A 23889-nucleotide genomic window follows, 5' to 3' on the forward strand; every position below is an offset into this window, starting at 1 on the left:
ATCCACGCGGTTGTTCATCCCCGGTTTCATCAGCAGAGGTTTATCGCTATGCCTGACTACAAGGCCCCCTTGCGTGATATTCGCTTCGTTCGTGACGAACTGCTCGGTTACGAAGCGCACTATCAGAGCCTGCCGGCTTGCCAGGACGCCACTCCAGATATGGTTGACGCCATTCTTGAAGAAGGCGCCAAGTTTTGTGAGCAGGTGCTGGCACCTCTGAACCGTGTGGGTGACATTGAAGGCTGCACCTGGAGCGAGTCCGGGGTTAAAACCCCGACTGGCTTTAAAGAAGCCTACAAACAATTCGTTGAAGGCGGCTGGCCGAGCCTGGCTCACGACGTGGAGCACGGTGGCCAGGGCCTGCCGGAATCTCTGGGTCTGGCGGTAAGCGAAATGGTCGGTGCGGCCAACTGGTCGTGGGGCATGTACCCGGGCCTGTCCCACGGTGCGATGAACACCATCTCCGAGCACGGCACCCCCGAGCAGCAAGAGACCTACCTGACCAAGCTGGTGACCGGCGAATGGACCGGCACCATGTGCCTGACCGAATCGCACTGCGGTACCGACCTGGGCCTGCTGCGCACCAAAGCTGAACCCCAGGCTGACGGTTCCTACAAGATTTCCGGCACCAAGATCTTTATCTCGGCCGGTGAACACGACATGGCCGACAACATCGTGCATATCGTGCTGGCTCGCCTGCCGGATGCACCGGCTGGCACCAAAGGCATTTCGCTGTTTATCGTGCCCAAGTTCAAGGCCAACGCCGATGGCAGCATCGGTGAGCGCAACGCCGTGTCCTGTGGTTCGCTAGAGCACAAAATGGGCATCCACGGTAACGCCACCTGTGTGATGAACTTCGACGGTGCCACCGGTTTCCTGATCGGCCCGCCGAACAAAGGCCTGAACTGCATGTTCACCTTTATGAACACCGCACGTCTGGGTACCGCGCTGCAGGGCTTGTCCCACGCTGAAATCGCGTTCCAGGGCGGCCTGAAATACGCCCGTGACCGTCTGCAAATGCGTTCGCTGACCGGCCCGAAAGCCCCTGAAAAAGCGGCTGACCCGATCATCGTTCACCCGGACGTACGCCGCATGCTGTTGACCACCAAGGCATTCGCCGAAGGCAACCGTGCGATGGTGTACTTCACCGCCAAGCAAGTCGACATCGTGAAATACGGCGTTGATGAAGAAGAGAAAAAGAAAGCCGACGCACTGCTGGCTTTCATGACTCCGATCGCCAAGGCCTTTATGACCGAAGTCGGTTTTGAGTCCGCCAACCACGGCGTGCAAATCTACGGCGGCCACGGCTTTATCGCCGAGTGGGGCATGGAGCAGAACGTTCGCGACAGCCGCATTTCGATGCTGTACGAAGGCACCACCGGTATCCAGGCACTCGACCTGCTGGGCCGTAAAGTGCTGATGACTCAAGGCGAGGCGCTCAAGGGCTTCACCAAGATCGTGCACAAGTTCTGCCAGAGCAACGAAGGCAACGAAACCCTTAACGAGTTCGTAACGCCACTGGCAGCACTGAACAAGGAATGGGGCGAGTTGACCATGAAGGTCGGTATGGCCGCCATGAAAGACCGTGAAGAAGTGGGTGCGGCGTCGGTCGACTACCTGATGTATTCCGGTTATGCCTGCCTGGCTTACTTCTGGGCTGACATGGCGCGCCTGGCCGCTGAAAAGCTGGCTGAAGGCACGTCCGAAGAAGCGTTCTACAAAGCCAAGCTGCAAACGGCACGCTTCTACTTCCAGCGCATCCTGCCGCGCACCCGCGCGCACGTTGCCACCATGCTGTCGGGCGCTGCCAACCTGATGGACATGAAAGAAGAAGACTTCGACCTGGGCTACTAAGCCTCGGCGGGTCATCTTGCAAAGCCGCTTCTCCTTTGGGGGAAGCGGCTTTTTTTTGGGTTGGCTACATGTGGGAGCGGGCTTGCTCGCGATGGCATCACCACGGTCTTCCTGGAACACCGCGTCGCCTGAATCGCGGGCAAGCCCGCTCCCACAAAAAATCCACAGTGACCTAATTTGTATCTTTGGTCACACGATGACCCTATGTATCGCTATCGTCGTTAAGCTAGACTGGGTTCTACATTAATCGCCGTTTACAGATTACGAGGTTTGCCATGGCTGACTACAAAGCGCCCCTGCGCGATATGCGCTTCGTCCTCAATGAAGTCTTCGAGGTCGCTACACTTTGGGCGCAATTGCCTGCGTTGGCAGAGACCGTCGATGCTGAAACGGTTGAAGCCATTCTTGAAGAAGCGGGCAAGGTCACGGCCAAAAGCATCGCGCCGCTGAGCCGCAGTGGTGATGAGGAAGGCTGCCACTGGGACAATGGCGCAGTGACCACCCCGGCCGGTTTTGTCGATGCCTATCGCACCTACGCCGAAGGCGGCTGGGTGGGCGTGGGTGGCGACCCGCAGTTCGGCGGCATGGGCATGCCCAAGGCCGTGTCAGCGCAGGTCGAAGAGATGATCAACTCCTCCAGCCTGTCGTTCGGCCTGTACCCGATGCTGACTGCCGGGGCCTGTGTATCGATCAACGCCCACGCCAGCGACGAACTGAAAGCCACCTATTTGCCGAATATGTACTCGGGTGTGTGGGCTGGTTCCATGTGTTTGACCGAGCCCCATGCCGGTACTGATCTGGGGATTATTCGCACCAAGGCCGAGCCTCAGGCGGATGGCACCTACAAAGTCAGCGGCACCAAGATCTTCATCACCGGTGGTGAACACGACCTGACCGAGAACATCATCCATCTGGTACTGGCCAAACTGCCGGATGCACCTGCGGGGCCGAAAGGCATCTCGCTGTTTCTGGTGCCCAAGTTCATGGTCAATGCCGATGGCAGCCTGGGTGAGCGCAACCCGGTGACTTGTGGCTCCATTGAACACAAGATGGGTATCCAGGCCTCGGCCACTTGCGTGATGAATTTCGACGAGGCGGTTGGCTACCTGGTGGGCGAGCCCAACCGTGGCCTGGCCGCGATGTTCACCATGATGAACTATGAGCGTCTGGGGGTGGGCATTCAGGGCCTGGCTTCGGGCGAGCGCTCGTACCAGAACGCCGTGGAATATGCCCGCGACCGCCTGCAGGGGCGCGCAGCAACCGGCGCGGTGGCCAAGGATAAAGTGGCCGATCCGATCATCGTCCACGCCGACGTGCGGCGCATGTTGCTGACCATGAAAGCCTCGAACGAAGGCGGTCGGGCGTTTTCGACTTACGTTGCCAACCAGCTGGACATTGCCAAGTTCAGTGAAGACCCCGCCGCCCGCGAGCGCGCTGATGGCCTGGTGGCCTTGCTGACCCCGGTGGCCAAAGCCTTCCTCACCGACCTGGGCCTGGAAACCACCGTGCATGGCCAGCAAGTGTTCGGCGGCCACGGCTACATTCGCGAGTGGGGCCAGGAACAACTGGTGCGCGATGTGCGCATCACGCAGATCTACGAAGGCACCAACGGTATCCAGGCGCTGGATCTGGTGGGGCGCAAGATCGTGGGCAACCAGGGTGCTTACTACCGTCAGTTCGCCGACGAGATTCGTCAGTTTATTGCCGGGGCCGGCAGTGACCTGAACGAGTTTACCCAGCCACTGGCTGCAGCTTTGGACACACTTGACCAGTTGACAGCCTGGGTACTGGACCGCTCGCAAAACAACCCGAACGAGATCGGTGCTGCCTCTGTCGAGTACCTGCAGGTTTTTGGTTACACAACGTATGCGTACATGTGGGCGTTGATGGCCAGGGCCGCGTTGGGCAAAGAGGCCGATGAAGCCTTCTATGCCAGCAAACTGGGCACGGCACGCTTCTATTTCGCCCGTTTGCTGCCGCGTATCCACTCGCTGAGCGCTTCGGTCAAGGCGGGTAGCGAGTCGCTTTACCTGCTGGACGAAGCACACTTTTAACCTGTTTAGTGTTTTGTAAGCATTTGCTTACATTACATGCTGACAATCTCCCATATCGGCAGATTGGATCCAGGGGTAATCTACTTTCCATGGACGTAGAGCAGGAAGCTCAAAGCAACAACACGGACACGTAGGATTCTGCCAGGATGGCGGAGTGAAAAGGATGTCAGGGAAACAGTCTGCAAAACCCCGCCTCGGCGGGGTTTTCTTTTTTCTGCGTCAGAATTTTCTCGATTTCCCAGTTCCTGTGGGAGCGGGCTTGCCCGCGATCGCATCACCACGGTGTGCCTGAAACACCGCGTCGCCTGAATCGCTAGCAAGCCCGTTCCCACAAGATGGTCAGCTACAACGCCCCTTCATCGCTCTGCATCACATCCTCAAGCAAGGTGCGCAACAGCCCCAATGTTGCCTGCTGACGTTGCACATCGCGGCACACCAACCCCACCTTCAGTGGCACACGGGGCTCACTCAGCGGCTTCCACAGCAGCGCCTTGTCGTCGTGCTGATGACGCGAGCGCCCAGGCAATACGGTGGCCAGCTTGCTGTGGGGCAGGCTGTCGAGAATCCCCGCCATAGTGTTCAGTTCGGCTTGTACCTGCGGGCGCCGCCCCAGGTTGGCGAGCTGGGTTTGCCAGATCTGGCGTACCTGAAACTCTTCTCCCAGTAGCAGCATCGGCAGCTCTGCCGCCTGGCTTACAGATACCTTCTTGAATTCGCGCAGAGGATGATCTGCCGGGATTACCAGTTGCAGTTCGTCTTCATACAGCAGCATGCCGTGCAGCCCGGGCTGGCGTGGCGGCAGGTAGCTGATGCCAATGTCGAGTGAACCATTGAGCAGGCGCCGTTCGATCTCGATGCCGGTGAGCTCGTAGATCTGCACCACCAAATGGGGTTGGGCCTGGCGCACCCGCTCCAGCATCTGCGGCACCAGGCTGGTATGCACGGTTTGCAACACGCCGATGGCGATGGTGCGCAGGGCCTGGCCCTGGAAATTGTGCAACGCCTCTTTGGCCCGTTGCAGCCCGTCGAGCAGCGGCAGCGCGTGGTTGTAGAGCGTGTGCGCTGCCAATGTCGGCAGCAGGCGCTTGCTGCTGCGCTCGAACAGGCTCACATCGAGGTTGTGTTCGAGCTGGCGGATCTGCTGCGACAGGGCTGGCTGCGAGATGCAAAGACGCTCGGCGGCACGGCCCACATGGCCTTCTTCATAGACCGCGACGAAATAACGCAGTTGCTTGAAATCCATAAGTAATACTTATCGAAATTGCTTAAAAAACGAAATGGCTCAACGGCCCGCTGGCGCCTAGTCTACGCGCATTCCACAAGGCTCATCGAGCCAGAGATGCTGATAGGCAGTGGCGTTTTACATAGGCAGGGCAATAAACCCAATCAGAGGTTTACCTTCTGTAAGAACCGCCGGCAGTTGCAAATCAAATCTGTTTATGGTCACAAGGTCCGCGTGCATGAACCTGTTTAACCTGCGTCGCCATTCCCCCAGCCTTGAAGAGATGGCTGCGCATTCTGCGCCATCCAAGGCTGGCAACCCTCCGTCCCGAGACTGCCTGATGCCCTGCGTTGAGCGTGAGAGCCAAGTGTTTGTGCGAGGCCAGGGGTCGTGGATGTGGGACAGCGACAGCCGGGCGTATCTGGACTTTACCCAGGGCAGTGCCGCCAACAGCCTGGGCCACAGCCCGGCAGTGCTGGTCAAGGCGATGACCGAGCAGGCGCAATCTTTGCTGAACCCGGGCGCAGGCTTTTTAAACCGCGGGATGTTGAACCTGGCTCAGCGCTTGTGTGAAAGCACCGGTAGCGATCAGGTGCACTTGCTCAACACCGGGGCCGAGGCCAATGAGGGGGCGATCAAGCTGGCGCGCAAGTGGGGCCAGCTGCATCGGGGTGGTGCGCATCGGATTATCACCGCGAGCCGCAGCTGTCACGGTCGCAGCTTTGGCGCGATGTCAGCCTCGGGCGGCGCCACCCTGGATAACCGCTTCGAGCCGCAGTTGCCGGGCTTTATCAATGTGCCGTTCAACGATTTGCCGGCGCTGCATGCGGCAGTCGATGCGCAGACCGTGGCCATCATGCTGGAGCCGGTACAAAGCGAAGCCGGGGTGATTCCGGCGACCGAACACTACCTCAAGGGTGTTGAGCGTTTGTGCCGTGAGCTGGGCATTTTGCTGATCCTGGACGAAGTCCAGACCGGCATGGGGCGTTGCGGCACGTTGCTGGCAGAGCAGAATTACGGCATCCGTGCCGACATCATCACCTTGGGCAAAGGCCTGGGTGGCGGCGTGCCACTGGCGGCGCTGCTGGCTCGGGGCAAAGCCTGCTGCCTGGAGCCCGGTGAGCTGGGCGGCACCCATCATGGCAACGCCCTGATGAGCACCGCCGGCTTGGCGGTGCTGGACACCGTGCTGGAAAAAGGCTTTTTGCAGCAGGTTCGCGACGCGGGGCAACACCTGCGCGAGGGCCTGGGCCGGTTGGCCAATAGTTATGCACAGGGTGAATTGCGCGGCCAGGGTCTGCTTTGGGGTCTGACTTTGTCGGATAACTCGGCAGATGCTGTGGTCAAGGCAGCCTTGTATGAGGGTTTGCTGATCAGTGCGCCACAGCCTGACTGCCTGCGTTTCACCCCGGCCCTGTGCGTGAGCAAAGGCAATATCGATGAAATGCTGCTGCGTCTGGCCCGGGCGTTTGCCCGTGTGCGCACGGCCCAGTTGCAGTGCCGTCGCGCAGTTGTCGTCTGACTGCAGCGCTCACACCGAATTTAAAGAACCGTCTCGCGGTATAACGCATCGCCCTGTGCCTGTTTTCTTCGGCACGGGGCGTTTTTTTTGCCTGTGGATAAGTTTGCGCTGAACCTTTGGCTTGCGCCTGGAGTCGATTAGAAGCAGGGCCGGTTCTGGCCCGCCACTTTCAGGGAGCTGCGCATATGGATCTTATTAAAATCATCTTTGCCATTCTGCTTCCGCCGCTGGGCGTGTTTATGCAAGTGGGTTTTGCAGGGGCTTTCTGGCTGAATATTCTGCTGACCCTGTGCGGTTATATTCCAGGGATCGTGCATGCGGTGTGGATTATCGCCAAGCGTTCGTAATGTCGGAAGGATGCCTGTGTGGGACAGGCATCTGCTGCGATGTGGGAGCGGGCTTGCTCGCGATTGCATCACCGCGTTAATCCAGACGGACCGCGTGGCATGCTTCGCGAGCAAGCCCGCTCCCACCGTTTTTCAAGGCGTCTTTGTCAGCAAGTCGCTGTAAAACAACCACTCCTGTTCCAGCGCGTGGGCCTGGTTACTGGCCTTGCGAAAGCCGTGGCGTTCGTCCGGGTAGTAATGGGCCTGGGCCGGGATGCCGTTGTATTGCAGGGCCTGGAGCATGTCGCGGGTTTGTTGCGGCACCACTACGGCGTCCAGTTCGCCCTGGAAGAAGATCACCGGCACGCTGATCTGGTTGGCATACAGCAACGGAGTGCGCGCCGCATAACGGTCAGCGTCCCGTTGCGGGTCACCAATCAACCAGTCCAGATAGTCACCTTCAAACTTGTGGGTGGCTCGCGCCAGCGCAATCGGATCGCTGACTCCGTACAGGCTGGCACCCGCCCGGAATACGTTATGGAATGCCAGCGCGCACAAGGTGGTGTAGCCCCCTGCGCTGCCGCCACGAATAAACGCAGTGCGGGGAGCAATCAGTTCTTGCTCGGTGAGATAACTGACAACCGCGCAAGCATCTTCGACATCCGCAACGCCCCAATTCAGATGCAAGGCCTGACGATAGTCACGGCCATAGCCGGTGCTGCCGCGATAGTTGAGGTCGGCCACGGCAAAGCCGCGCTGGGTCCAGTATTGAATGCGCGGGTCGAGCATCGGGTAACAGGCTGAAGTCGGGCCACCGTGGATAAAGACCAGCAGTGGCGGTTTTTTCTCGCCATTCATCGCCGGGTAGAAAAAGCCGTGAGCATGGCCCTCGCCAGAGGGATAGCGCAGGGTTCTCGGGCGGCTGATACGTTCAGGGGGCAGCGGCGCAACGCCTCCAGCCAGTACCTCGACCTTATGGTCGGCGCGACAGATGCGGATCACGGCTGAAGGGCGTATGGGTGATGCGGCGATGCAATAGATAAAGGCCTCATCCAGTGCCAGGCTGCGAAAGTGGCTGTAGTCACCGGTGAAGTCTTCGAGGTTGCCGTCAGCTGTGCGGATGCCTAGGCGACCGAAGCCGTCTTCGGTCCAACTGGCCAGCCAGGCCTGTTCGCCAAGCGGCACAAAGGTGGTGGTGCCCAGTTGCCAGGGGGCCGGGGCGTGATCGGCGCGCGGGCTGGGTGCGGGTACCAGGCCTTCGCCGGACTCGGCCCAGGGCTGCCAGAACCCTGCGCGGTCGGTCAGGCAATGCAGGCGGTTATCTGCGTCGAAGCGAGGCTGTTGCAGCGATTCCTCTTCAAGATCGCCGGCCAGGCACTGCGCGGTATTCCAGCGTCCGGCCGTTTGGCCTTCGGCCAGCATCAGGCGGGTAGATGTCCACGGCTGGTGCGGACGGCTCCATTCAATCCAGGCCAGGCGCTGGCCGTCGGGGCTCAGTGCCGGTGCGCCATAGAAGTCGGCACCTTCGGCCAGCACCTGGCGTTCAAGGGTTGCAAGATCGATGCTGACCAGTCGATGTTGATCGCCGGTTTCCTCGACCGCCAGCACCTGCCCGCCGGCAAACTGCACGCCACCGTAACGGCAAGTGCCCTGGGTCAGCACCTGTGGTGCCGAGCCGTCCAGGGGTTGCAGGTACAACTGTTGATCGGCTTCGTTGACGAATACCACCGCGTCATCGCTCAGGCAAAAACTGCCACCGCCATACTCGTAGACCCGGCTGCGCACGCTGAAACCGGTGGGTGTCAGGCAGTGAGCCTGGCCTTCGCGCCAGTGCCAGATACGCGAGGCGGCGTCCTGGGGGCGATATTCGTTCCAGAACAGGCCCCGTGGGCCGACCCGCAATTCTGCGAAGTCGACGCCGGCGGCCACGGCGAGTGCAGCGCTGAAGGGTTCAGCTTTTGGCGATAAGGCGTGAGTTTCGTTCATTTCGGAAGGCCAATTGTTCGATGGTCTGAGTGGCGTGCTCGGCTTCTTCGCGCGCCTTGAGAATCAGGTCGTGCTGGGGCGATTTGCTGCACACCGGGTCGGCATTGCTGGCGTCCCCGGTGAGCATAAAGGCCTGGCAACGGCAGCCGCCGAAGTCCTTTTCTTTCTCGTCGCACGAGCGGCAGGGCTCGGGCATCCAGTCATAACCGCGAAAGCGATTGAAACCAAACGAGTCATACCAGATGTGCTGCATGCTGTGGTCGCGCACATTGGGAAACTCGACCGGCATTTGCCGGGCACCATGACACGGCAGGGCCGTACCGTCAGGTGTGACGGTCAAAAAGATGCTGCCCCAGCCGTTCATGCAGGCTTTAGGGCGTTCTTCGTAGTAATCCGGGGTCACGAAAATCAGCTTGCAGGGGTGGCCTTCGGCCTCAAGTTTGGCCCGGTACTCATTGGTGATGCGCTCGGCCCGCACCAGCTGCTCCTTGGTCGGCAGCAGGCCAACGCGGTTGAGCTGGGCCCAGCCGTAGAACTGGCAGGTCGCCAGCTCGACAAAGTCGGCCTCAAGGGCGATGCACAGCTCGATGATGCGGTCGATCTTGTCGATGTTGTGCCGGTGGGTGACGAAGTTCAGCACCATCGGATAGCCGTGGGCCTTGACTGCCCGGGCCATTTCGAGCTTTTGCGCGAAGGCTTTTTTCGAGCCGGCCAGCAGGTTGTTTACCTGCTCGTCGCTGGCCTGGAAGCTGATCTGGATATGGTCCAGCCCGGCTTTCTTGAAGTCGCTGATCTTTTGCTCGGTCAGGCCTATCCCTGAGGTGATCAGGTTGGTATAGAAGCCCAGCTTGCGTGCTTCGCCAATCAACTCGGCCAGATCCTGGCGCACCAGCGGCTCGCCACCGGAGAACCCCAGTTGCGCTGCACCCATCTCCCGCGCCTCGCGAAACACCTTGATCCACTGCTCGGTGCTGAGTTCTTTGCCCTGCTGGGCGAAGTCCAGCGGGTTTGAGCAGTAGGGGCATTGCAGCGGGCAGCGGTAGGTCAATTCGGCGAGCAGCCACAGCGGCAGGCCAACTTCAGGCTTGGGCGGGATACGGCTGTCAGGCAAGTTCGATCCAGTGCTCTGCACGAGCGACCTCCATAAATTGCTCGATATCTGCGCCGAGCTCGGGTACGCCAGGGAACTGTTGGTCCAGTTCGCCAATAATGGCCGCGACGTCGCGCTGGCCGTCGATCAGACCGCCGATCAGGGCTGCGCTGTCATTGAGCTTGATCATGCCCTCGGGGTACAGCAGCACATGGCCTTTTTGCGCGGGTTCGTACTGGTAACGATAGCCGGTGCGCCAGGTCGGGATTTTGCTGCGATCGAAACTCATAGGGTGATTCCTTTATGCCAGACACGTTGGCTGGTCACGCTGTGATAGGGCGGGCGGTCCAGTTCGTAGGCCATGGTCATGGCATCGAGCATGCTCCACAGGATATCGAGTTTGAACTGGAGGATTTCCAGCATGCGCTGCTGGCCTTCATAAGTAGTGTAGTGCTGCAGGGTAATTGCCAGCCCGTGTTCCACGTCGCGCCGGGCCTGGCCCAGGCGGGTGCGGAAGTATTCGTAGCCGGCCGGGTCGATCCACGGGTAATGCTGGGGCCAACTGTCCAGGCGTGACTGGTGGATTTGCGGCGCAAACATCTCGGTCAGCGAGCTGCTGGCGGCTTCTTCCCATGTGGCGCGGCGGGCGAAGTTGACGTAAGCGTCCACGGCAAAACGAACGCCGGGCAGGACCAGCTCCTGGGAGCGCAACTGGTCCGGATCCAGGCCCACGGCCTGGCCAAGGCGCAGCCAGGCCTCGATACCGCCATCTTCACCAGGTGCGCCGTCGTGGTCGATCATGCGTTGGATCCACTCGCGGCGCACTTCACGGTCAGGGCAGTTGGCCAGGATCGCGGCATCTTTAAGCGGGATATTGACCTGATAGTAGTAACGGTTGGCGACCCAGCCCTGAATCTGCTCGCGGGTGGCGCGGCCTTCGTACATTGCCACCTGGTAGGGGTGGTAGATGTGGTAATAAGCGCCTTTGGCCCGCAGGGCGGCCTCGAATTCGGCGGTGGAGAGTGGGGCTTGGGTCATCAGGGTTCTCCAGGGTGGGAGCGGGCTTGCTCGCGATGGGATCGCTGCGGTGTGTCAAATGCACCGCGCCGTTTGCATCGCGAGCAAGCCCGCTCCCACAGGGGTTGTGGTGTAGCTTAAAGCTCGATACTCATGCCATCAAAGGCCACTTCAACACCCCGGCGTGCCAGTTCGGCACGCTCGGCAGAGTCTTCGTCGAGGATCGGGTTGGTGTTGTTGATGTGGATAAGCACTTTGCGCTGTTGGGGCAATTGCTCAAGCACTTCGAGCATGCCGCCGGGGCCGTTTTGTGCCAGATGGCCCATCTCGCGGCCAGTACGGGTGCCCACGCCCCGACGCTGCATTTCGTCGTCGTCCCACATCGTGCCGTCCACCAGCAGACAGTCGCTGCCCGCCATGATTTCCAGCAAGGGCGCGTCAACCTTGCCCAAGCCCGGGGCATAGAACAGTTTGCCGCCGGTGCGCAGGTCTTCGACGATCAGGCCGATGTTGTCGCCCGGGTGCGGGTCGAAACGGTGCGGCGAATACGGCGGTGCCGCACTGCGCAATGGCAGCGGACTGAAACGCAGGTTGGGGCAGGCGGGGATGGTGAATGATCCCTCCAGCTCGATGCGGTGCCAGTTCAGGCCGCCATTCCAGTGCTTGAGCATGGTGAACAGCGGGAAGCCGGTGCTCAGGTCTTCGTGGACCATGTCGGTGCACCACACATCGTGGGGGCAGCCTTCGCGCAGGCTCAGCAGGCCGGTGGTGTGGTCGATCTGGCTGTCCATCAGAATAATGGCGCTGATCCCGGTATCACGCAGGGCACGACCCGGTTGCATCGAGGCGAAGTCCTGGAGTTGCGCACGGATATCGGGCGAGGTGTTGCACAGCACCCAGTTCACGCCGTCGTCGGAGATCGCAATCGACGATTGGGTACGCGCCTTGGCGTTTAACGAACCATCACGAAAACCCGCGCAGTTGACGCAGTTGCAGTTCCACTGCGGGAAACCGCCGCCAGCGGCGGAACCTAGAATCTGGACAAACATGGCGTGTTCTCTTGCAAATCTGAAAATAAAAACGCCCCGGCGAACCGAGGCGTTGGGTTGCTCTGCTCAGTGAAGACGCAGATCAACGGCTAGCGAAGTACATGGTGACTTCAAAGCCAATACGCAGGTCGGTGTAAGCAGGTTTAGTCCAAGCCATAACGTGACTCCTTCAGCGGGTGGGTGAGTGGTGTCTCTTGATTAGTCCAGCTCCCGAAGGAGATGTTCAAACGCTTAGGTGGCTATGTTACTAAATTTGACGCTTTTTGAACGCCCGAAGTCGAAGAAAGCTCATTGCACGGTTGGTAACGATCAGCTTCTCCCGGGATAAAACGTTTCAGTTGGCGGGCTTGTGGCCACACACAACCAGCGGCTGTCGGTCTGGCTGATTTGCCGTGCAGCCTTGAGTGTAGTGCCTTGATCCAGCGCCATAAGGGCGGGATAGAGGGCTGAGAGGTAATCCGACGGGTGGCCGGCCAACGTGGCTTGCCACAGCAACTCACTGGCTTGAGACACGCCCAGGGCCTCGATCGAGAATTGTTGTGCCAGGGTAGCGCGGGCCTGGGTGAAAGATATTTCATCCAGTTCCGACACCAGGTCTGGCAAATGCGCGAGGAAATCCCGAATGTGTTCGAAGATTTGCGTCGTTGAGGTGTGGGGTGATTGCACACCCAATAGCAGGCCGGTTTGACCGTTGATTTGGCGCAGACCGCTGAACACCGCGTAGCCCAGTTGCAGTTCAACCCGCAGGCGTTGATAGAACGGGGTTTGCGCAATGTGGGCGAGCAGGCGCCAGGCCGCTTCGTCGGCCAGTGTTGCCTCGGGAGTCGGGCAAAACAGGAGCAATGCGTGTTCGCTGGAGTCGCAAGGCTCGGTGTACCACTGGCTTTGGGCCGGGAGCCGGGTTTGCTGGGCCAGTTGTGCGTCCGGGGTGCCGGGTACCTTGTTTAGAACGGGGGTGATCAGGGCCTGGGTGGCGCTGGGCAAACCCACTGCCAAGCCGTCCCAGCGAGCATTGGCCCAATCGTGGGGCAGGGTTGCTTCGGCCACCGGCTGGCACAATTCAGGCAGGCGCTTGAGCAGTTGGCGGATCGGGATCAATGCAGCGTCAGCTGGCGGGGTGGACGGCTCGACGGGAGCGCTGAGTGTGCGCAAGGCCTGCTCCAGAATCGCGGGCATCGGCGCATGGTAGCCGTGCATTTTCAGCAGCCAGTCATTGCCCAGTGCGTTGAGTGACAGTTCGACCCCGGCATGGCGAGCATCCAGGATCAGCGCACGCAGGCTGTGTTCCAGTGCAGGCAACGGGTTGTCAGCAGGCTTTGCGGGGAAACGCCAGCGCAGGTAAACCGCGGCCTCGCCGCCAAGGCTTGGCAGCGCGGTGCTAAAACGCATCGCTGAAAGGTCGCGACGGCTGCGCAAGCGGTCCTGGGCAAAGGTGCGCAAACCTCGGTGAGCGCTGGTTTGCCCGCGAATCAGGCCGGCACTGGCGGGCTCCTTCGGCGGTTGCAGAAACGGGTTGGGCGCGGGCAGTTGCCAGGTGTGTGGCGATGGCGGCAACGCCTCTGGTTGTAGCTGTGCAAGCACGGTCTTAAGGGTTGTTACGCCTTGATCCGACAAGCCGGGTACATGTTGCTTGCAGTCACTTCGAGCCAGCGCCAGTGCGCTGTGGGTGTCTTGCTGGCGTTGTTGCAGCAGGCGCAATTCCTCGCGCAGCGCCGGCCAATCCTGCTGTGCCCGGAAAAACCCCAGCCAGTCATGGAAGGTGTCGCTGATGAGTGTGGCGTGCGGGGCAATATCATGGGCTGCGGTGAACTCAACGTGCAGCAGTGCCTGGCCGTTGAAGTGGTAGAGCGGCGTGGCCTTGAGAGTGTCAATCAGCTGCTGCTGGCTTAACTGTGCGTACAGGCCACCGGCTTTGTCAGCATTGATCCAGTGGCACAGGAATTCCAGCGCCTTTTCAGACTCTGCTGGCAAATGTTCCAGGGCAAACACCAGGCTCAGGCGCGGGCCGTCGATATGTTGATAGTGCTGCTGGCCGGTCATCAAGGCAGGCGCATCGGCTTGTGGCACGGCTTTGCCGGGGCGTAACACCGCGCTGCAGTGCTCAGCCAGGGTGATCAGCTCAGAGGGGGCTGACGGGCCGCTCAGGCTTAAGGTCATTTGCCCGGTCTGATAGAACCTTTGGTAGAAATCTTTCAGGGCTTGCTGAAAATTCGCCCGCGGTACGGGCAGGCTGTAACGGTTGCCGGCATGGAATGCCCGAATCGGATGGGCCGGGTTCAATGCCTGGAACAGTTTGATCTCGCGCTGCGCCAAAGGCTCACGGGCCCAGGCGATAAATTCGGCGTGCAGCACTTCACGTTCACGCAGTTGGTCAGCCAGGTTCATGCGCGGGTGGGCGAGCATGTCGCACAAGCGCTCAAGACCGCCTGCAAAGGCACCCGGTGGCAGTTCGAAAAAGAAGTCGGTATGGCGCTCGCAGGTTTTCGCATTTACCTGCCCGCCGTGGCGCTGCACCCAGGCCATCAGGTTGTCTGCCGCCGCAAAGCGTTCAGTGCCCAGAAACAGCAAGTGTTCCAGGAAGTGCGCGAGGCCGGGCCAGGCAGCGGGTACGTCGTGGCTGCCTGCGGCGACCCGTAGAACGGCCGCGCAGCGCTTGAGGCGCGGCTCATGGCGCACGCAGAGGGTCAGACCGTTTTCAAGCGTCAGACGTTGGGTGTGAGGGTGATTCAGCGCAGGCATGGGCACTTCCGGAACAGAGAAGCGCTCATGCTAGCGGATTTAACGCTTGCTCAGCTCGCCATATAGCTCGGGGCGACGGTCTGCGAGGTAGAAATTGCCGGTTTTGGCATCAGCCAGCTGTTGGCGTTGCAGCGTTGCAACCAGCAGGGTCTCGTCCTGGGCGGCCAGTGCAATCTGCTTGCCGTTGGGTGCGGCGATGCTGCTTTGGCCGCAGTAATGGATCTCGCCTTCATGGCCGCAGTAGTTGGCATAGGCCACATAGCACTGATTTTCGAAGGCGCGGCAACGCACGGTGACATCGGCGATAAAGTCGTAGGGCGCCATGTTGGCGGTGGGCACCACAATCGCTTCCGCTCCGGCGAGGGCTAGCCGGCGGGTGTTTTCCGGGAATTCGAGGTCGTAGCAGATCAGCAGCCCGAGCTTCCAGCCATTGAATTCAATGACCGGGAATGAGTCGGGGCCTTTGCTGAACATCGAATGGTCGAGTTCACCGAATAGGTGGGTTTTGCGGTAGTTGCACAGGCTTTGGCCGTGGCCGTCGATCAACTGTGCACTGTTGTAGATAAGCCCGTCCGCACCGCGCTCGGGGTAGCCGTAGACGATCGCCATACCAGTGGCTTTGGCCAATTGGGCAATCTGCTGCGCGGCGTCGCCGTCGTGGGCTTGTGCGAGTTCGGCTACAGCCTGGGCGCCGATGTTGTAGCCGGTCAGGAACATTTCGGGCAGTACCAGCAGGTCTACGCCTTCGGCTTGTCGGGCGATGTCACGCAAGCGTTGCAGATTGCCCGCAACATCCAGCGGCAAGGGCGGGCATTGGTAGAGGGCGACGCGCATGGGGTTCTCCTGGTGTTGACTGTTGGTGTGGCAGGCTGCGGGCTCTGCTGGCAACGCATTGTCTGTGGGAGCTGGCTTGCCTGCGATGCAGGTGGCGCGGTCTGTCAGGTAAACCTCGGCGTTACCATCGCGAGCAAGCCCGCTCCCACAGGGATCAATCTGCCCTTCGGCGTCAATCCGGCAGGGCAATCGGGCCGATTTCATGGAACACATCGCCTGGCCCCGGGTTCTCGGCATGGGTGCTGCCGCCAAAGTGCTTCATGATGCCCCACACCGCGTTCAATGAAGTCTGCACCGCGCCTTCGACCCAGGCCGGGGTCCACGACACATCATCACCGGCAATAAAAATACCGCGCTGTTCGCCGGGCATGTCCTGCTGCATGAAATGCGCGTACATCCGCTGGTTGTAGCGGTAATGCCCCGGCAGGGCGCCCTTGAAGGCCCCCAGGAAATGCGGGTCGGCTTCCCACGAAATGGTGATCGGGTCGCCGATGATACGGCTGGCGATATCCACCTTCGGATAGATCTTTTTCAGCGAGTCGAGGGCCAGCTTCACGCGCTTTTCCACAGGGTGCGGGAGCATTTTCAGCGCATCGCTCATCCACGAGTACGACAGGCAAATAACCCCCGGCTTGTCGTCACCGTTGTCGAACAGGTAGGTGCCGCGGGTCAGGCGATCGGTGAGGGTCATGCTCATCAGGTCGCGGCCGGTTTCCGGGTCTTTGTCCTTCCAGAACGGGCGGTCGACCATAACGAAGGTTTTCGACGATTGCATGTAGCGCGTTCGGTCCAGGGCCATCCACAGTTTTTGCGAGAACAGCGACTCTTCGCATTCGATCTGGGTGGTCAGCAACCAGCTTTGGCAGGTAACCAGCACGGCCTCGTAGGGGCGTGTGACACCAAGAATGTCAGTGACGGAAAACATCCCGTCCGCTGCACGAGAGATGGCCTTGACCCCGGTACGCGGCGCGCCGTTGTGCAGCGAACTCAGGCTGGTGCCTGCAGGCCAGTGGGCACAGCGCTCGGGGGCATGACGCCAGATCCCCAGTGGCACCTGCTCGACACCGCCCACCACCAGATGCTGATGGTCGTCGCAGTTGGTCATCACCACGCGGAAGATTTCCAGCATCGAGTTGGGGAAGTCCGAGTCCCATCCGCCGGTGCCAAAACCGACCTGGCCAAACACTTCTCGATGCTGGAACGACAGCTTGGCGAAGGCCTTGGAGGTAGCGACGAAGTCGTAGAACGTGCGGTCGTCCCACAGTGGAACCAGGGTGTTCCACAGCTCTTTGAGGCGAGGGACGTCACGGTCACGGATGGCTTGCTGAATATCGCCAAAGCGCGAACCTTCTTCCAGGGCGTCTGCCCAGGCGTCAGCCACTTCTTGAAATAGCGCAGGCAAGTCCGCCAGCTTTTGTGCGTAGAACGTCTGGCCTTCGAGGTCGATGACCGTACTGCCCGACGCAGGGGTCAGCGGGTTGGGGAAGGGTTGGGTCTCCAGCCCCAGCTTGTCCACATAGTGGTAGAACGCCGTGGACGACACCGGAAAGCGCATGCCGCCGAGCTCGGCGATGACCCCTTCACTGCCTTCAAAAGCTTGTGAGCGCAGGCGCCCGCCCATTTTCGAGGCTTCATACACCACGGGCTTGAGGCCCAGCTTCATCAGCTCGTAGGCGGCCACCATCCCGGCCATGCCGGCGCCGACAATCGCCACTTCAGCGCCAAGTTTGTGTGTGGGAATACTGCCCAGGCCAGCGGGGTGTTCGATCCAGTCATCGAAGGCAAACGGGAAGTCCGGGCCGAAGATGGTGACGGGTTTTTTACCGTCGACAGGGTGGCGATTATTCTTGTTCATGGCTGACCTTGCTGGCGACCCAAGCGTAACCTTGAGTATAGAAAAAGACAGGCACCATGATAGGCAGCGTAGAACACGTAAATAAGACGCAAAGTGTCGTCGTTATGGCTTTTGTTTGGTCGATATGACGAAAATGGCAGTCGAAATGACTTATCCGCGATCAACTTTACTGCTGAGGATGATGGAGGTGGTGGTTTTCTCGACGCCTTCGACACTGCCGATTTGATCGAGCAATTGGTCAAGTTGCTCGGGCGAGTCGCTGCGCAACCAGGCCACATAATCGAATTCGCCACTGACTGCGCACAGCTGCTGCACCTGGGCCATTGCGCTCAAGCGGCGCACGACGTCTTTGCCGGAGCGTGGCTGCACGGTAATCCCGACATAAGCCTGCAGGCCGCCATCAATCAGGCGCTGGCCCAGGCGGACTCCGTAGCCGGTAATCACCCCGGTTTTCTCCAGCCGCGCCAGCCGTGAGGTCACGGTGGTGCGGGCAATGCCCAATTGGCGTGCCAGCATTGCCACGCTTTCCCGGGCATTGAGCTGCAAGGCCGCGATCAATTGACGGTCGATTTCATCCAGTGCAGGGGGGCGGGTGTCAGGCAAGGGTGGCTCCAGGGTTGAGCGTGTTTGGCAGTCCTGGAGTTTATCTTTTGTGAGCCGATTAATGAGCTTAATCGGCTCACTATTTGAGCTGATTAGGCTGGTAACAGGCTTATGGCCTAACCCGGGACACGCGGTCAGCAGCGGAGGGGCTATAGGACTGGCTGTGGACGTTTTGTGGACGCAAACCGGTTTTTGGGGCGTTTGAAAAGCAAAACCCCAAACCCCGGAAACACAAAAGCCGCGCAGTGCGCGGCTTTGAGTTTGGTGGGCCCAGTAGGACTCGAACCTACGACCAAGGGATTATGAGTCCCCTGCTCTAACCAACTGAGCTATAGGCCCTCAGTAGGTCGCGGATTATAACGACGGATTCTAAGTAGTGCTATCCGAAAGATCTGAAATTGCGAGGTGAAGAAAGGTCGCTGCGAAATTTTCGGGCAGCAACGGCGGGCTGACGATCTCGCCCTGGATCAGTTCGCAACCTGCCTGCGCCAGAAAGACCTGTTGCTCCCGGGTTTGAACGCCGTCGGCAATGATGGAGAAGTGCATGCTGTGCCCCAGCGCGATGATGGCATGCACAATGGCAGCATCATGGCTGTCGTCGGGCAAGCCATGCACAAATGACGGGTCGATTTTCAGCGTATCCAGCGGCAAGCGCTTGAGGTAGCTGAGCGACGAGTTGCCGGTGCCGAAGTTGTCGATGGACAGTTTTACCCCCAGTTGCTTGAGCCGGTGCAAGGCGTCAAACGCTTCTTCGGTCTGGCCGGTAAGAAAGGTTTCGGTGATTTTCAGTTTCAGGCTCTCGGGTTTGAGCCTGCAGGTTTCGAGCAGTTGCTGGATGTGTGCGATCAGTCCCGGCTGGTGCAATTGAGCGCTGGCAAGGTTGACCGAGATCGGTCCAAAGGGCTTGTACAGCTGATTCCATGAGCATAATTGCTGACATGCACGTTCCAGCATCCAGTCGCCGATTTGTATGATCATGCCGTTTTCTTCGGCCAGATGAATCAAGCGCTCATGTGAGATTCCTCCGAGTAGAGGGTGGTTCCAGTGCAGCAGTGCTTCGGCGCCGGCCAGCGTGTGGTCGCGCAAGCGGACTTTGGGTTGGTACAGCAGTGATACCTGGCCACGTTCCAGGGCGCGGCGCAGCTCTTGCCCCAGAAGAATTCGGGCGCTGGTCTGGGAGTTGAGGTCGTGGCTGTAACGTTCGACGCGATTGCGCCCTTTGAGTTTGGAGTGGTACATCGCGATATCGGCATTCTTGATCAGTGTGGCCACGTCAGCGCCATCGTCCGGGTAAACGCTGATGCCGATGCTGGCGCTGATAAACAGTTCGCTTTCGTCGGTCAGAAACGGCTCGTTAAAACTGCCCAGCAGTTTTTCGGCAATCATCTGTGCCGCGTCCGGGTGTTTAAGCCCGGGCAACAGCACAATAAATTCGTCACCGCCAAGGCGGGCAACCGTGTCGATGTCGCGCAACTGCTCCGTCAGGCGGGTCGCGATGCCCTTGAGCAACTGGTCACCCACTGGATGGCCGAGGCTGTCATTGATGTTCTTGAAGCGATCAAGGTCCAGGAACAGCACGGCGCTGTATTGATCGTTGCGTCGTTGATCGCTGAGAATCTGGCGCACCCGGCTTTCAAACAGCAAGCGGTTGGGAAGGTTGGTCAGCGGGTCGTGGTGGGCCTGGTGATCAAGGCGTTCCTGGGCCTGTTTGAGGGTGGAAATATCTGAAAATACGGCCACAAAATGCGTCACCACATCAGTGTTATTGCGCACGGCGCTGATGGTCATCCAGCTGGGGTAGGTCTCTCCGTTTTTGCGCCTGTTGCAGATTTCGCCCTGCCAGTTGTCAGCGCTCGACAGCTGGTACCACATGGATGCAAAGAACAGTTTGTCGTGCCGGCCAGAGGCCAGGATGCGCGGCGTCTGGCCCAGCACTTCACTTTCGGAGTAACCGGTAATTTCGCTGAAGGCCCGGTTTACAGCCGTAATTTTTTGCTCGGGATCGGTAAAGATGATGCCTTCGGCCGTACTGTCGAATACGGTGGCCGTTTGCAGAAGTTTTTCCTGCATCTGGTGGCGCTCGGTAATGTCGTGGACGATGGTCAAGATGCAGTCGTCGGCGCCGATCATCAGCGGGTAACTGGAGATTTCGCAAAGACGCACTTGCCCTTCCTTGTGCCGGATATGGCAGGTGAAGTCGCGCACAAAGCCGTTTTTTTCCAGGATCGCGAGCAGGTTACGACGCTCCTGGGGGTCGACCCACAATTGCAGTTCCAGCGTTGAGTGGTACAGGGCGCTGGCACTGTCATAGCCGATGAGGCGGCTGAAGCCTTCGTTTATCTCGATAATCAGGCCATCGCTCTGACGACTGAGCAACAAGCCATCAAGGGACGCGTGAAAGGCTTTGGCAAACTTTTCTTCGGAAAGGAGCAAGGCTTCTTCGGTCTGCTTGGTTTCGCTGATATTGATCATCAGGCCGCGCACCACGGCCTGTTGGTGGTGCGTCGTGATGCTGGCAATGTCGCGTAACCAAAGGGTGTTGCCCTCTGCGGTGATCACGCGATAGTCCAGGCTGTGATCGTGGCCTGCGCTGATCTCCTTTTTACGCCAGGCCTGGATCCGGGGCAGGTCATCGGGGTGGACGACCCGCTTCCAGAACCCGGGGACTAGCCAGTCGGCGACGGGATAACCGAGCAAGGCTTCGGCCTGCGGGGACACATAGGTGTAGGTCTCGTTGTCCAGGCGCGCTTCCCAGGCGATGGCTGAAAGGCTTTCAATCAAGCCCTTGTAGTGATCCTCGCTGCTGCGCAGTTCTTGTTCGAGGGCTGTGCGCTGGGCAATCTCGGAACTCAGGCGTCGGTTAATGCGGATGACCACGATCAGCACGACCACCAGTAGCAGTATGCCGGGCAGGACATACAGCAGCAGGGTGCGCCACAGGGTTCGATAGTCGCTCATATTGCCGACCCAGTGCTGCTGAATGCGCTCGGTTTCACTGGGGCTGATATTGGCCAGCACTTTGTCCAGCAGCCCCAGCAGGACGGTCTGGTCTTTAGGCACGGCCATAGCCAGTTGAAAGCGATAAGGGGTTTCGCCGCTGACGTACAGGCCATCGAGTTTGAGCTGGCGCAGGCTCCATACGCTGGAAGCCAGATCACCCACCATCGCATCTACCTGGTCGGTGGCCAAGGCCTGCAGTGCCGAACTGACATTGGGCAGGGCGACGATGTTGAGGTCGGGGTGTTGGGTGCGCAGCAGCTCATGCGGGGCGTAGTTCTCGATTACGCCAACCCGCAGGCCGTAGAGTTCCTGGATGTTTTTAGGCGCCGCGCCGCCCTCATGGGCGAGGATGACAATGGGGAAGTCCAGGTAGGGCCGGGTAAACGCCAGGCGCTTTTGGCGCTCGGGTGTCGACATGATGCCGGGTAGCCAGTCGAGTTTGCCATCCTTGGTTTGCTCCAGCACTTCGCTCCAGTTCGAGGCCGCGACCTGCTTGACGCTTACTCCCAGTTGGTTGGTGATCAGATTCACATAGTCGGCAGCCAGGCCTGTATAGATGCCCTGTGCGTTAAGGAATTCAAAGGGCGGCCAGGTGGTATCGATGCCCAGGAGCAGTTCAGGGTGCTCCTTGAGCCACTGCTGTTCTTCGTCGGTGAACGTCAGGGCTTGGGCGCCAGAGGTCCATGCGACAAGCGACAGTAGCAGGATAGCCAGCAAGCGTGACATGCGAGTCCCTTCAATACACCTGGATGCATCCAGTGTAGTCGGGCTGTGGCAGAGGGGAGGGGCAGGAAATGATTCGCGGTAAAGCAAAACCCCCGGCAGGGCCGGGGGTTTTGTTGTCACTCGTCGAGGAAGGAGCGCAGATGCTCGCTTCGCGTCGGGTGGCGCAGCTTGCGCAGTGCCTTGGCTTCGATCTGACGAATCCGCTCACGGGTAACGTCGAACTGCTTACCAACCTCCTCAAGGGTGTGGTCGGTATTCATGTCGATACCGAAGCGCATGCGCAGTACCTTGGCTTCACGCGCTGTGAGGCCGCCGAGTACGTCGCGTGTCGCTTCTTTAAGGCTCTCAACTGTGGCTACATCGATTGGCGACTGCATGGTCGAGTCTTCGATGAAGTCACCCAGATGGGAGTCTTCGTCATCACCGATCGGGGTTTCCATGGAGATCGGCTCTTTAGCGATCTTCAATACCTTGCGGATTTTGTCCTCAGGCATTTCCATGCGTTCGCCCAGCTCTTCCGGGGTCGGTTCACGGCCCATTTCCTGCAACATCTGACGGGAAATACGGTTGAGCTTGTTGATCGTCTCGATCATGTGCACCGGAATACGGATGGTGCGGGCCTGGTCGGCGATCGAGCGAGTGATCGCCTGACGGATCCACCAGGTGGCATAAGTCGAGAATTTGTAGCCGCGGCGGTATTCAAACTTGTCTACCGCTTTCATCAAGCCGATGTTGCCTTCCTGGATCAGGTCTAGGAACTGCAAGCCACGGTTGGTGTACTTCTTGGCGATGGAGATCACCAGACGCAAGTTGGCTTCAACCATCTCTTTCTTCGCGCGGCGGGCCTTGGCCTCACCGATCGACATGCGACGGTTGATGTCCTTGATCTCGGCAATCTTCAGGCCGGTTTCGGCCTCAAGAGCAGACAGCTTTTGCTGGCAACGGATGATATCCGGTTGCAGGCGACCAATGGCTTCAGCGTATTTGCTTTTGCCTTTGGCCAGCGCGTCGCTCCAGCTTTCGTCGACTTCGTTGCCCGGGAACAGGCGCAGGAAATCGGTACGCGGCATGCGTGCATCACGCACACACAGCTGCATGATGGCGCGCTCTTGGGCACGCAGACGCTCCAGGGCGCTGCGAACACGCTCAACCAGGCCTTCGAATTGCTTCGGGACCAGCTTGATCGGCATGAACAGCTCAGCCAGTGCAACCAGCTCGGCAATCGCCTGCTTGCTGCCACGACCGTGCTTTTTCAGGGCCTTGCGAGCGATTTCCATCTGATCGGAAACAGCGCCAAAACGCTGGGCCGCGATGATCGGATCCGGGCCGCTTTCGACCTCTTCCTCGTCTTCGCTGGACTCTTCCTTATCGTCCTCTTCGTCATCACCTTCGGCTTTCACCTTGGGGTCGACAGGAGGCGGCACTTCGGCTGCGGGCGGCGCAATACCGTCGTCCGGGTCGATATAACCGCTCAGAACGTCGGACAGGCGGCCACCTTCGGTGGTGACGCGAGTGTACTCGGAGAGAATATGGTCAACCGTGCCTGGGAAGTGCGCAATTGCGCCCATCACTTCACGGATGCCTTCTTCGATACGCTTGGCGATTTCGATTTCGCCTTCACGTGTCAGCAGTTCTACCGTGCCCATTTCACGCATATACATGCGCACAGGGTCGGTAGTACGACCAATGTCGGTCTCTACTGCCGCCAACGCTGCAGCCGCTTCTTCAGCCGCTGCTTCGTCGGTGTCGGCATCGGCCAACATAAGGGCGTCCGCATCCGGAGCACTCTCGTGTACGGGGATCCCCATGTCATTAATCATGCGGATGATGTCTTCCACTTGCTCCGGATCTGAAATATCTTCGGGCAGGTGGTCGTTGACCTCTGCGTAAGTCAGATACTTCTGCTCACGGCCGAGGGTGATCAACTCTTTGATACGAGACTGCTGTTGCGCTTTTCCGGACATAACACCCTATCCACTGAAGGTCTTGGCGGGCAAAAAACAAGCCGAGGA

The 23889-nt window shown here is 59.5% G+C and carries 17 protein-coding genes and 1 tRNA gene; 4 read left to right on the forward strand and 14 right to left on the reverse strand.

Going from position 1 to position 23889, the window contains the following annotated elements:
• The first annotated feature begins 48 nt into the window (after positions 1-48).
• Positions 49-1854, forward strand: coding sequence for a phenylacyl-CoA dehydrogenase (locus BFC21_RS20670; RefSeq protein ID WP_016782470.1), 1806 nt, complete (start codon positions 49-51; stop codon positions 1852-1854).
• Positions 1855-2129: 275 nt separating this feature from the next.
• Positions 2130-3908: an acyl-CoA dehydrogenase C-terminal domain-containing protein gene (locus BFC21_RS20675; RefSeq protein ID WP_088378807.1), complete on the forward strand. Its 1779-nt coding sequence runs from the start codon at positions 2130-2132 to the stop codon at positions 3906-3908.
• A 343-nt stretch (positions 3909-4251) separates the two neighbouring features.
• Here BFC21_RS20675 and BFC21_RS20680 read toward each other — a convergent pair whose 3' ends face one another.
• Entirely contained in the window at positions 4252-5151 is a 900-nt protein-coding gene (locus BFC21_RS20680; protein ID WP_016782468.1) for a LysR family transcriptional regulator, read from the reverse strand.
• Positions 5152-5368: 217 nt separating this feature from the next.
• Between BFC21_RS20680 and BFC21_RS20685 the strand changes: the two genes are divergently transcribed.
• Together BFC21_RS20685 and BFC21_RS20690 are read left to right on the forward strand one after the other, a co-directional pair.
• On the forward strand, positions 5369-6652 hold the full coding sequence (locus BFC21_RS20685) for an aspartate aminotransferase family protein (RefSeq protein ID WP_095003899.1): 1284 nt from the start codon (positions 5369-5371) through the stop codon (positions 6650-6652).
• 185 nt (positions 6653-6837) lie between these two features.
• Positions 6838-6999 (forward strand): YqaE/Pmp3 family membrane protein, encoded by a 162-nt coding sequence (locus BFC21_RS20690; protein ID WP_016782466.1) that lies wholly within the window; start codon positions 6838-6840, stop codon positions 6997-6999.
• Between the two features lie 132 nt (positions 7000-7131).
• On the opposite strand, the gene BFC21_RS20695 is transcribed toward BFC21_RS20690, so the two are convergent.
• The 13 genes from BFC21_RS20695 to rpoD all read right to left on the reverse strand — a co-directional run bounded on the left by BFC21_RS20695 (position 7132) and on the right by rpoD (position 23841).
• The gene (locus tag BFC21_RS20695; protein ID WP_120266459.1) at positions 7132-8964 is read right to left on the reverse strand and encodes a S9 family peptidase; all 1833 of its coding nucleotides are present in this window, start codon (positions 8962-8964) and stop codon (positions 7132-7134) included.
• Complete coding sequence (gene pqqE, locus BFC21_RS20700) at positions 8930-10075, reverse strand: pyrroloquinoline quinone biosynthesis protein PqqE (protein ID WP_186349587.1); 1146 nt, start codon at positions 10073-10075, stop codon at positions 8930-8932. Before pqqE ends, BFC21_RS20695 begins: the two co-directional genes overlap by 35 nt.
• The gene (pqqD, locus tag BFC21_RS20705; protein ID WP_016782464.1) at positions 10068-10343 is read right to left on the reverse strand and encodes a pyrroloquinoline quinone biosynthesis peptide chaperone PqqD; all 276 of its coding nucleotides are present in this window, start codon (positions 10341-10343) and stop codon (positions 10068-10070) included. The genes pqqE and pqqD overlap by 8 nt, the downstream gene beginning before the upstream one ends.
• Positions 10340-11092 carry a pyrroloquinoline-quinone synthase PqqC gene (gene pqqC / locus BFC21_RS20710; protein WP_016782463.1) on the reverse strand — a complete coding sequence of 251 codons (753 nt, stop codon included), beginning with the start codon at positions 11090-11092 and terminating at the stop codon, positions 10340-10342. The genes pqqD and pqqC overlap by 4 nt, the downstream gene beginning before the upstream one ends.
• Before the next feature lie 116 nt (positions 11093-11208).
• On the reverse strand, positions 11209-12120 hold the full coding sequence (pqqB, locus tag BFC21_RS20715; protein ID WP_120266460.1) for a pyrroloquinoline quinone biosynthesis protein PqqB: 912 nt from the start codon (positions 12118-12120) through the stop codon (positions 11209-11211).
• 82 nt (positions 12121-12202) lie between these two features.
• Positions 12203-12277, reverse strand: a complete 75-nt coding sequence (gene pqqA, locus BFC21_RS20720) for a pyrroloquinoline quinone precursor peptide PqqA (RefSeq protein WP_003444522.1) — start codon at positions 12275-12277, stop codon at positions 12203-12205.
• 152 nt (positions 12278-12429) lie between these two features.
• A complete protein-coding gene (gene pqqF / locus BFC21_RS20725; RefSeq protein WP_120266461.1) occupies positions 12430-14859 on the reverse strand; it encodes a pyrroloquinoline quinone biosynthesis protein PqqF in 2430 nt (809 codons plus the stop codon).
• 39 nt (positions 14860-14898) lie between these two features.
• Positions 14899-15693 carry a carbon-nitrogen hydrolase family protein gene (locus BFC21_RS20730; RefSeq protein WP_088378812.1) on the reverse strand — a complete coding sequence of 265 codons (795 nt, stop codon included), beginning with the start codon at positions 15691-15693 and terminating at the stop codon, positions 14899-14901.
• A gap of 172 nt (positions 15694-15865) precedes the next feature.
• Entirely contained in the window at positions 15866-17548 is a 1683-nt protein-coding gene (locus BFC21_RS20735) for an NAD(P)/FAD-dependent oxidoreductase (RefSeq protein WP_088378813.1), read from the reverse strand.
• Between the two features lie 150 nt (positions 17549-17698).
• On the reverse strand, positions 17699-18151 hold the full coding sequence (locus BFC21_RS20740) for an Lrp/AsnC family transcriptional regulator (protein ID WP_016782458.1): 453 nt from the start codon (positions 18149-18151) through the stop codon (positions 17699-17701).
• Positions 18152-18413: 262 nt separating this feature from the next.
• Positions 18414-18490: transfer RNA gene (locus tag BFC21_RS20745), tRNA-Ile, on the reverse strand.
• Positions 18491-18520: 30 nt separating this feature from the next.
• Positions 18521-21877 carry a bifunctional diguanylate cyclase/phosphodiesterase gene (locus BFC21_RS20750; RefSeq protein WP_088378814.1) on the reverse strand — a complete coding sequence of 1119 codons (3357 nt, stop codon included), beginning with the start codon at positions 21875-21877 and terminating at the stop codon, positions 18521-18523.
• 116 nt (positions 21878-21993) lie between these two features.
• Complete coding sequence (rpoD, locus tag BFC21_RS20755; protein ID WP_016782443.1) at positions 21994-23841, reverse strand: RNA polymerase sigma factor RpoD; 1848 nt, start codon at positions 23839-23841, stop codon at positions 21994-21996.
• Between the last annotated feature and the right edge of the window lie 48 nt (positions 23842-23889).

The sequence above is a fragment of the Pseudomonas sp. TMW 2.1634 genome (assembly GCF_001703595.1).
GTDB classification, from domain to species: Bacteria; Pseudomonadota; Gammaproteobacteria; order Pseudomonadales; family Pseudomonadaceae; genus Aquipseudomonas; species Aquipseudomonas fragi.

What these genes read in the sequence shown, in the direction of transcription:
- BFC21_RS20670 (WP_016782470.1), top strand. Translation starts at nt 49, where the DNA reads ATGCCTGACTACAAGGCCCCCTTGCGTGATATTCGCTTCGTTCGTGAC.
- BFC21_RS20675 (WP_088378807.1), top strand. Translation starts at nt 2,130, where the DNA reads ATGGCTGACTACAAAGCGCCCCTGCGCGATATGCGCTTCGTCCTCAAT.
- BFC21_RS20680 (WP_016782468.1), bottom strand. Translation starts at nt 5,151, where the DNA reads ATGGATTTCAAGCAACTGCGTTATTTCGTCGCGGTCTATGAAGAAGGC.
- BFC21_RS20685 (WP_095003899.1), top strand. Translation starts at nt 5,369, where the DNA reads ATGAACCTGTTTAACCTGCGTCGCCATTCCCCCAGCCTTGAAGAGATG.
- BFC21_RS20690 (WP_016782466.1), top strand. Translation starts at nt 6,838, where the DNA reads ATGGATCTTATTAAAATCATCTTTGCCATTCTGCTTCCGCCGCTGGGC.
- BFC21_RS20695 (WP_120266459.1), bottom strand. Translation starts at nt 8,964, where the DNA reads ATGAACGAAACTCACGCCTTATCGCCAAAAGCTGAACCCTTCAGCGCT.
- pqqD (WP_016782464.1), bottom strand. Translation starts at nt 10,343, where the DNA reads ATGAGTTTCGATCGCAGCAAAATCCCGACCTGGCGCACCGGCTATCGT.
- pqqC (WP_016782463.1), bottom strand. Translation starts at nt 11,092, where the DNA reads ATGACCCAAGCCCCACTCTCCACCGCCGAATTCGAGGCCGCCCTGCGG.
- pqqB (WP_120266460.1), bottom strand. Translation starts at nt 12,120, where the DNA reads ATGTTTGTCCAGATTCTAGGTTCCGCCGCTGGCGGCGGTTTCCCGCAG.
- pqqF (WP_120266461.1), bottom strand. Translation starts at nt 14,859, where the DNA reads ATGCCTGCGCTGAATCACCCTCACACCCAACGTCTGACGCTTGAAAAC.
- BFC21_RS20730 (WP_088378812.1), bottom strand. Translation starts at nt 15,693, where the DNA reads ATGCGCGTCGCCCTCTACCAATGCCCGCCCTTGCCGCTGGATGTTGCG.
- BFC21_RS20735 (WP_088378813.1), bottom strand. Translation starts at nt 17,548, where the DNA reads ATGAACAAGAATAATCGCCACCCTGTCGACGGTAAAAAACCCGTCACC.
- BFC21_RS20750 (WP_088378814.1), bottom strand. Translation starts at nt 21,877, where the DNA reads ATGTCACGCTTGCTGGCTATCCTGCTACTGTCGCTTGTCGCATGGACC.
- rpoD (WP_016782443.1), bottom strand. Translation starts at nt 23,841, where the DNA reads ATGTCCGGAAAAGCGCAACAGCAGTCTCGTATCAAAGAGTTGATCACC.